At 57.5% G+C, this 7872-nt stretch carries 7 protein-coding genes; 6 read left to right on the top strand and 1 reads right to left on the bottom strand.

The annotated features are described in order from the left end of the window. The 6 genes from QNK41_RS15425 to QNK41_RS15450 all read left to right on the top strand — a co-directional run. Positions 1-319, top strand: a 319-nt coding sequence (locus QNK41_RS15425) for a glycosyltransferase (RefSeq protein WP_319258457.1), incomplete at its 5' end; no start/stop codon positions are given. Positions 320-321: 2 nt separating this feature from the next. Beyond that, positions 322-1698 (top strand): UDP-N-acetylmuramate--L-alanine ligase, encoded by a 1377-nt coding sequence (gene murC, locus QNK41_RS15430; RefSeq protein WP_319258459.1) that lies wholly within the window; start codon positions 322-324, stop codon positions 1696-1698. A 100-nt stretch (positions 1699-1798) separates the two neighbouring features. Next, complete coding sequence (locus QNK41_RS15435; RefSeq protein WP_319258461.1) at positions 1799-2656, top strand: cell division protein FtsQ/DivIB; 858 nt, start codon at positions 1799-1801, stop codon at positions 2654-2656. A 1-nt stretch (position 2657) separates the two neighbouring features. Then, positions 2658-3890: a cell division protein FtsA gene (gene ftsA, locus QNK41_RS15440; RefSeq protein WP_319258462.1), complete on the top strand. Its 1233-nt coding sequence runs from the start codon at positions 2658-2660 to the stop codon at positions 3888-3890. Between the two features lie 71 nt (positions 3891-3961). Next, a complete protein-coding gene (gene ftsZ / locus QNK41_RS15445) occupies positions 3962-5188 on the top strand; it encodes a cell division protein FtsZ (RefSeq protein WP_413815163.1) in 1227 nt (408 codons plus the stop codon). 319 nt (positions 5189-5507) lie between these two features. Then, positions 5508-7244, top strand: a complete 1737-nt coding sequence (locus QNK41_RS15450; RefSeq protein ID WP_319258466.1) for a TIGR03960 family B12-binding radical SAM protein — start codon at positions 5508-5510, stop codon at positions 7242-7244. Between the two features lie 107 nt (positions 7245-7351). Here the strand turns inward: QNK41_RS15450 and QNK41_RS15455 are convergent. Continuing rightward, the coding region (locus tag QNK41_RS15455; protein ID WP_319258468.1) for a PAS domain S-box protein at positions 7352-7872 on the bottom strand (521 nt) is incomplete at its 5' end.

Raw genomic sequence — 7872 nt, forward strand, 5'->3', positions numbered from 1 at the left:
CGTGGCCGAATTGACCTGCATCGGCCTTCCGGCCATTTTTATCCCGTTCCCCCATGCGGCCGACAATCACCAGGAGATCAACGCCCGGTCGGTGGTATCCGCCGATGCCGGCGAAATGATTATTGAGGCGGAACTCAACGGCCATGAGCTGTGGCATCACATCCGGCGACTGCGGGATAACCCGGCGCGCCGAAAGGCGATGGCAGACCGGGCCCGGGCCCTGGGACGCCCGGAAGCGGCCGCCACCATCGTAGCGGATGTTTTCCGTCATATTCTACAACCGGCGCCTGCTCCAGGGCGACCGACCATGGGAAGATAAGGATGTATCAAAAAACCTATCATATCCACTTTGTTGGCATCGGCGGCATCGGCATGAGCGGCATCGCCGAACTGCTCCTCAACCTGGGCTATCGGGTTTCGGGCTCCGACGTGAAGGCCTCGGACATTACGGCCAACCTGGCGCGGTTGGGCGGCATCATCCATATCGGTCACCGGGCTGAGCAGATCGTCGACGCCGATGTGGTCGTGGTCTCTTCGGCTATCGACAGGCAAAACCCGGAAGTGTCCGCCGCCCGGCAGGCCGCCATTCCGGTGATTCCCCGGGCCGAGATGCTGGCTGAACTGATGCGGCTCAAATACAGCGTGGCCATTGCCGGCGCCCATGGCAAGACCTCCACCACCTCACTTGTGGCCAACGTGCTGGCCGGTGGGGGCCTGGACCCCACGGTGGTCATCGGCGGCAAGCTCAAGAGCATCGGCCGCAACGCGGTGCTGGGTCAGGGTGACTTTATCGTGGCCGAGGCCGACGAGAGCGACGGCTCTTTTCTCAAGTTCTCTCCGGCCATTGCCGTGGTCACCAACATCGACCGGGAGCACATGGACTTTTACGCGGACCTGGATGCGATAAAAACGGTTTTCCTCAGTTTTATCGACCGGATCCCTTTTTACGGCCTGGCCGTGCTCTGCCTGGACAACGAGCCGCTCCAGGGCCTCCTCCCCCATATCAAGAAACGGCTGACCACATACGGGCGGAGCACCCAGGCCGATTTCCAGGCGCGGAACATCAGCTTCGGTGAGATGAAAAGCCGGTTTACGGTCATCCATCGGGGCGACAACCTGGGCGAGTTTGTTTTGGCCATGCCGGGTATGCACAATGTGTCCAACGCCCTGGCTGCCATCGTCGTGGGCATGGAACTGGACATTCCCCTGGCATCCATCAAGCGGTCCCTGGAGACCGCCGAAGGCGTGCAGCGCCGGTTGGAGATCAAGGGTGAGGTCGATGGCGTTACCGTGGTGGACGACTACGGCCATCATCCCACCGAGATCGAGGTGACCCTCGAGGCAGTCAAAGAGAACTGGCCGGACCGCCGCAAGGTTGTGGTTTTCCAACCTCACCGCTACACGCGTACCCGTGCCCTGCTGCAAGAATTCACCCGCTCATTCAACAACAGCGATGTACTGGTGGTGCTGCCCATTTATGCCGCCAGCGAAGCGCCCATCGCGGGTGTCAGCGGCGAGGCGCTGGGCGAATGTATCCGCGCCCATGGGCACCGGAACGTGATCTGCCTGAACGGTCTTGCGGAATGCGTCGCTCATCTTGAGAAAAACCTGGCATCCGGCGATCTGCTGCTCACCTTAGGCGCCGGAGATGTCTACCGGGTGGGAGAAATGGTGTTGGAACGGATGTCTGAGGACTGAGGGCGGAGAGCAGGGAGCAGAGAGCAGAGAGCAGAGAGCAGAGGACAGAGGACAGAGGACAGAGGACAGAGGACAGAGGACAGAGGACAGAGGACAATCATTGAAATCTAAAGCGAAGCGCACCAATCGATTCAAGAAAAACAGGCCCGCCCGTCGGCCCCTGTTTCGGGACCGAGCCGTTTTTGCCGCCAAGGGGCTTTTGGGGGCACTGGCGCTGGTGGCGACCAGCGGTGCGTTCATCTTTGCCTACGACTATTTTACCCAGACGCCACATTTCCAGGTGCGCCGGATTGTGGTGACCGGAATGCAGCGGCTCAGCCGCCCTCAGGTAATTAAGATTGCCGGCGTCGGTCTGCAGACGAACATCCTGTCCGTGAATCTGGCCACCACCCGCAAGCGGCTGCTGGCCGATCCATGGGTTGGCGAGGCGACGGTCAGCCGGGAGATTCCCTCGGGGCTGCACATGCACATCCGGGAAGAAGTCCCGCTGGCGCTTTTGGACATGGGGGCTGGTGAGGGCTTTTTAATCAACCTGGCCGGCAAGGTGTTCAAACGATGGGATGGCGCGGACAGTGATGCGTTGCCGCGGGTGCAGGGGCTGGATCATGCAGACCTGCCTGTTTCCGGCATGCCGGCCAGCGAGGCCTTCGGCGCGGTGATGACCTTGTTCCAACTGGCCGGGGAAAAGAACAGCCCGCTGCCCCTTTCCGGCATTCGCCGTATTCGGATGGACCGTGAAATCGGAGCCACTGTATATACCGGTGAAAACAACCGGGCGGTGAAGTTGGGGTTCGGTCGCTATCGTGAAAAGTGTAAGGCGCTGGGACATTTGATGTCACGGTTGAGCAGAGACAGCCGGCTGACCCGGTACACGGCCATCGATTTGTTCGATGTCAATCGAATTGTAATCACGCTGGCATCGGTCGATCCGTCATCTTCGGATCGCAAGGAGGTGTAAGTTGCAGGGATCAAGAGAGGGCAATATCGTTGTCGGCCTGGATATTGGAACCACCAAAATCTGTGCCGTGGTTGGCGAGGTGACGGGGCGCGAGATCAATATCATCGGCATCGGCACCCATCCATCCATTGGACTGCGCAAGGGCGTGGTGGTCAACATCGAATCCACGGTGGAGTCCATCAAAAAAGCGGTGGAAGAGGCTGAATTAATGGCCGGCTGTGAGATTTCGTCGGTATACGCCGGGATTGCCGGTGGCCACATCACCGGTTTCAACAGCCGGGGGATCGTCGCCATCAAAGGGCAGGAGATCAACCAGCAGGATGTGGACCGGGTTATCGATGCGGCCCGGGCAGTGGCCATCCCGATGGACCGGGAGGTGATCCACGTGCTGCCCCAGGAGTATATCGTTGACGACCAGATCGGCATTCAGAATCCGGTGGGCATGGCCGGTGTGCGCCTCGAGGCCAAAATCCACATCGTTACCGGTGCGGTTACGTCGGCGCATAACATCGTCAAGTGTGCCAACCGGGCCGGTCTGGATGTGTGCGATATTGTTCTGGAGAGCCTGGCGTCGGGAGAGGCGGTGCTCACCGAAGAGGAAAAACAGCTGGGCACCGGTCTGATTGACCTGGGTGGCGGGACCAGCGACCTGGCCATCTTCTCGGGCAAGAACATCAAGCACACGTTTATCCTGGCCCTGGGGGGTGACAACCTGACCAACGATATTGCCATTGGCGTGAGGGCACCCCTGAACGAGGCGGAGCGGATCAAGCGTAAATACGGAACCTGCAACGGGGCGGCGATCAGCCCGGACGAAACCATCGAGGTGCCTGGGATGGGCGGCCGGCAACCCCGCAAGCTCCCCCGCCAGATTTTAGGGGAAATTCTGGAGCCGCGCATGGAGGAGATTTTCACGCTGCTCCAACGGGAGATATACCGTGCCGGCATGGAAAACATGCTCGCCTCGGGGATCGTCCTTTCCGGAGGCACGGCACTGCTGGAGGGCACCACCGACATCGCCGAAGCCATCTTTGGTGTCCCCACACGCCTGGGCAGGCCGCGTGGCATTGGCGGCCTCACCGACGTGGTGAACAATCCCATGTATGCCACCGGTGTGGGGCTGGTCATCTACGGCGCCAGAAAGGAGCCGGAGAAAAAATTCCGAATCCGGGACAGAAATATCTTCAACAGCCTCATTTCGCGGATGAAAAAATGGTTCAAGGACGTCATTTGAGAATATAAACCACGGCGTAAAGGCAAACGCCAAAATGGGCAACTCAAGCAAAGGGGGAAATTATGACTGGTATGTTTACGTACATGGAGAGTGACCGATCGGCAAAAATCAAAGTGATTGGCGTTGGCGGTGCCGGAGGCAATGCGATCAACAACATGATCGAGAGCAATCTGCAGGGCGTCAGGTTCATTTCCGCCAACACGGATGCTCAGGCCCTGGATGTATCCCAGGCGGAAATGCGCTTTCAGTTGGGAACGAAGATTACAGAAGGGTTGGGTGCCGGCGCCAATCCCCAAGTGGGGCGGGAGGCGGCCCTGGAAAATGCGGAAATGATCAAGGATGAACTATCCGATTCCCACATGGTTTTCATCACCGCGGGCTTCGGCGGCGGAACCGGAACGGGTGCTGCACCGGTGATCGCGCGGTTGTGTAAGGAAATGGGCATCCTTACCGTGGCCGTAGTGACCCGGCCTTTTTCCTTCGAGGGCAGAAAACGGGCCAAACAGGCAGATGAAGGCATTCTCGAATTGAAAAAAGCGGCCGATACGGTGATCACCATTCCCAACGACCGGTTGCGCGGTCTGGCCTCAAAAAACGCCAAGATGGTGGACATGTTCAAAAAAGCTGACGAAATCCTGCTTCATTCAGTCAAGGGCATCACCGACCTGATCATGATGCCCGGCCTGGTCAACCTGGACTTTGCCGACGTGAAGACCACCATGTCCCGGGCCGGTATGGCCATCATGGGCATCGGCATCTCCAGTGGGGAAAACCGGGCCCTTGAAGCGGCTGAACGGGCCATCTCACACCCGCTTCTGGATGACATCAACATCTCCGGTGCCAAGGGCGTGCTGATGAACATCACCTCCAACAGCGATCTCACCATGGAGGAGATGACCGAAGCCTCCGAACGCATTTACAATGAGGTGGGCGAAGAGGCGGAGATCATCTGGGGCGCGGTCATTGACGACAGTGTGGGCGAAGATATGAGCGTTACCGTCATCGCCACCGGTATCGGCGAGAAAGGCAAAGAGAAAGGAACAGGCGTTAGAGCGTTGGACCCTACTTACGGCGGTAAGGTGCGTGACATCACCCCGGCGGATCTGGCCCGTTCCACGGAGCTGGACGAGCCCACCTTCATCCGCCAACGGCAGGCCGCCAATGAACGGCAGGCCGCCAATGAACGGCAGGCCACCAATGAAGGGTCGGCCAGTGAACTCTACCGGGAGTACAAGGGGATTGTCATCGACAACGATGACCTTGACGTCCCCACGTTTTTAAGAAGAAAGGCGGACTAATCCCGTCTCCGGAGGAACCGGATCGACGGGGATCTACTGCGATAACGTTGAAACAGAGGACGGATGATGCAGCCTAATCAATGCAGCGACCAACTGACCGGCGGACGCAGGATGGGTGGCGATCGGCGGGAATATTCATATGCCTGTTGTCTTCCCGAACAACGCAGTGGCATGGATCGCCGTAGCGGAAAAGACCGCCGTCAGCAAAGCCGGATCACCTCGATGTTGGTGAATGCCGATGAGACCGCCTTAACCGTGCCGATCCGATCTTAAAAAGCAATGGATTGACCGGTGTGCGGACAAAGGTCTGCAAAAAACCATGGCAACAGGATCCCAACAGCTACCCAGGGGGCATGCGGAGACTGAGCGAGGCGTTATCCGAAAGTCGGACGCCGGGCGGATTCGCGTGGCGCTGGTCTACCCCAATTCTTACCATGTGGGGATGTCCAATCTGGGTTTCCAAACCGTATACCGGCTCTTCAACGATATTGACCATGTGGTTTGCGAGCGTGCTTTTTTACCGGAACAGGATGGCGGTAAAATCCGTCGGGTGTTGACGGTCGAGTCCCAGAAGCCCATCGAAGACTTCGACATGATTGCCTTTTCGATCTCTTATGAGAACGATGCACCCGGTGTTCTTACCATCCTGGAAGCAGCAGGACTCCCCCTGCCGGCCGCCCAGCGTGGCGCGACATTCCCCCTTGTGCTGGCAGGGGGAGTCTTCTGTTTTCTCAACCCTGAACCATTGGCCCCGTTTATTGATGCGTTCCTTTTGGGCGAGGCCGAGGCACTGGTCTCAGGATTTTTTCAAATCTACGATCCATTGGCCGATAAGCAGAAAAATCTGCTGGCTATGGCCCGCCACGTTCCCGGCTTATATGTTCCGGCTTTCTATCGACCCCGTTATCATGAAGACGGCACCCTGGCTGCGGTTGAACGGCTGGCGGATGTGCCGGTTTCCGTCAATCGATTGATCGTTCCGGATCTATCCCGTCTGCCAACAGCCAGTACCATTTTAACCCCGGACACCACATTTGACGACACCTATCTGATCGAGGTCTCCCGCGGTTGTCCCCATGGGTGTCGATTCTGTAGCGCCGGATATGTTTATCGCCCGCCACGGTTCCGCCCATTGGGCCTGCTTGACCGTCAGGTGGACGATGGGTGCGCGCTCACCGACCGCATCGGCCTGGTGGGGGCCGCCGTGTCCGATCTGCCGAACATTCGTGAATTGTGCAACAAGGATCGGGGACGGGAGATCCGGTTTTCATTCAGCAGCCTGCGTGCGGACGCCCTGGACGGCCCGCTGATCGCGGCGTTGAAAAAAAGCCGGGTGAAGACAGCCACCATCGCCCCGGATGCCGGCTCGGAGCGCATGCGCCGGGTGGTCAACAAGGGGATCACCGAAGACCACGTGGTCGCTGCAGCTGAAACCCTGGTGGCCGCCGGCATCCCCAACCTGAAGGTCTATTTCATGATCGGCCTGCCCACGGAAACCGATGAAGACGTCGCGGCCATCGTCCAGCTGGTCAAGCGCATCAAGCACCGCTTCCTCAAAACCAGCCGGGGCAAGGGGCACATCGGTAAAATTACCGTCAGTCTCAGCTCCTTTGTTCCCAAACCATTTACGCCCTTTCAGTGGGCGCCCATGGACGAGGTGAAGACCCTGAAGACCAAGATCAAAATGGTCAAAACGGGATTGAAAAAAACGGCCAACGTGCGGGTTCACGCAGACGTGCCCCGGTGGGCCTACCTGCAGGGAGTGATCGCCCGCGGTGATCGGCGGGTGGCGGACATCCTGTCGCTGGCCCACGCCAACCAGGGAAATTGGCCCCAGACATTCAAGGCGTCACCGGTCAACTCCCACTTTTATGTTCACCGTGAGCGCGATCCCGACGAGCGGTTTCCCTGGGACTTCATCGACCATGGCCTCGACAAAGCCTACCTGTTGAAAGAGTACCGCCGGGCTCTGGCTGGCCGAACCTCGGCCCCCTGTCCCGCCGATCCTTCAAAATGCAGTATCTGCGGGGTGTGTAAAGAGAGTTCTGAAGGTTGAAGGTGGGCGACGGGGTGACTTTGATTGGGACTTAACCCTTTAATTTCTGACACAACTTCCGGGTTTATATGGTGGACGGATGATTGCTGCGATTAATTGCTCACCGGTCAGATATCCAAATAGGGATACATCTTTTTTGCACAATCCGGGCACATACCATGGCTGAATTGGGCATCCGAATGTTGTTGAATATAACCTTCCATCTGATTCCAGTACCCCTTGTCGTCACGAATTTTTTTACAAGAGGCACAAATTGGTAGAAGCCCTGAAAGCGTCTTTATTTCTTTCAATGCTTTCATCAGTTTATCGCGCTCTTTCTTCAAGGCGTCTTCTGCGAGTTTACGTTTGGTGATATTTTTCGACGTGCAAATCACTGTTTCAACTCCACCCACATCATTCATTATGGGTTTAACGGTTGTTAGATAAAAAGTGTCACCGGCTGACTGCGGCACGCGAACCTCAATCTCCTCGGGTTTTCCTTCAGCAAATACTTTTTTTACTATGGCAAATCGTTTATCTGCTTCATCCTTTTCAAAAACATCCCAAATTTTACGGCCAATAATTTCATCCGACGTTTTGCCGACGCCTTTGGCAAAAGCATGATTTACATATCTATATGTCCCGTCAG

The sequence above is a fragment of the Desulfosarcina sp. genome (genome assembly GCF_033791525.1).
In the GTDB taxonomy this organism is placed as follows: domain Bacteria; phylum Desulfobacterota; class Desulfobacteria; order Desulfobacterales; family Desulfosarcinaceae; genus Desulfosarcina.